This is a genomic window from Mesorhizobium sp. M5C.F.Ca.IN.020.29.1.1 (assembly GCF_003997375.1).
Taxonomy (GTDB): Bacteria; Pseudomonadota; Alphaproteobacteria; order Rhizobiales; family Rhizobiaceae; genus Mesorhizobium; species Mesorhizobium wenxiniae.
The window spans coordinates 1-1,094 of the sequence record NZ_RZSW01001011.1 but is presented as its reverse complement, the minus strand read 5'-3'; the positions used below and the strand labels follow the sequence as shown (position 1 = coordinate 1,094).

Below are 1,094 nucleotides of genomic sequence, written 5' to 3'. Positions count from 1 at the left end.
GTTCGGCGGCGCCAAAGCCGGCCGCAGGATTGCCGTCCAGCTCGGCGACATAGGCAAACCCCTGCAGCGCAGTCAGCGCCAGCAGCACCGGCGACCATTCGTCGAACTGGCAGTCGATCTCGGCCCGGTCCTCTGGCCGCAGATTGGCGGCGATGTAGGAGAGGTCGCGCAAGGTGGCGGGGATGATGCGGAGGGTCATGAGGCCGTCATGGTGTGTGGTTGCCGTCGAGTTACCGAAACGCCCCCAGCGGATCACTCTGCCCGGCCTTTCGCCGCGCCGCCTTGAACTCCGCCGGGTCGACCACCGCTTCCCTCAGCATCATCACGCCGTAACGCGTCGCCGCCATCAAATCATCGCGCAGCTTCACCACCTGGCCGTCCTTGCGATGGTAGAGCCGGAACTCCTCGAACCAGGGCAAAAGCGTCGAAAACACCTTGAAGCGGCCGCTCTGCATGCGGTCGAGCATCTCCATCAGCCCGGCCTCGACCGAGACGGAACCGTCTGGGAATTGCGCATGGCGGGTCAGCATGTTCAGCCCATGCGCGGCGTATTGTTTGGCGAGTGCCAGGCCCGCACCTTCCAGCGTCTCGCGCCGGCCGTCGCGCGGCCATGCCCAGGGCAGCCATTCGCCCCACGGTTTCAAGGTCAGCGCCTGCATGGCGGGAGTCTGCTGCGACGCCCGGCAGGCTTTCGAGATATAGACGACATCGGCCTCCGTGTCCCAGGCGAGCTCGACCGCGGCCGACGGATGGTCCCAGCCGAAGTCAAGCGCGCCGAGCCGCGGCCAATAGCGCGGCAGCCGGAACGGCTCGCAGGCGATCAGCTCCTCGGCCACCGGAAAGATGCGGCCGGAGCCCAGCACTGGAATGCCCTTGGCGCGCGCTTCGCGCTCATGCGCAGGATAGGCCGCAATGATCTCGGCGCGCTGCTGCGGCGTGTAGTGCTCGGCATCGTCGATGGTCATGAAGGTGACGTGGCGGGTCATGGCTGGCCTTTGGAAAGCTTGGGTTCCTCGCCCCACGGAGTGGGGAGAGGTGGCTCGGCGAAGCCGAGACGGAGAGGGGGACGCCCGTCCCTCCATATGGTGTTAAAA

Annotated in this window: 1 protein-coding gene and 1 pseudogene; both read right to left on the bottom strand. The window is 66.4% G+C overall.

Annotated elements, in window-relative coordinates:
- Positions 1 to 199, bottom strand: a pseudogene (locus EOA85_RS35850) (hypothetical protein); the annotation flags it as partial.
- 31 nt (positions 200 to 230) lie between these two features.
- Complete coding sequence (locus EOA85_RS35845; protein ID WP_127212774.1) at positions 231 to 986, bottom strand: terminase family protein; 756 nt, start codon at positions 984 to 986, stop codon at positions 231 to 233.
- Positions 987 to 1,094 lie beyond the last annotated feature (108 nt).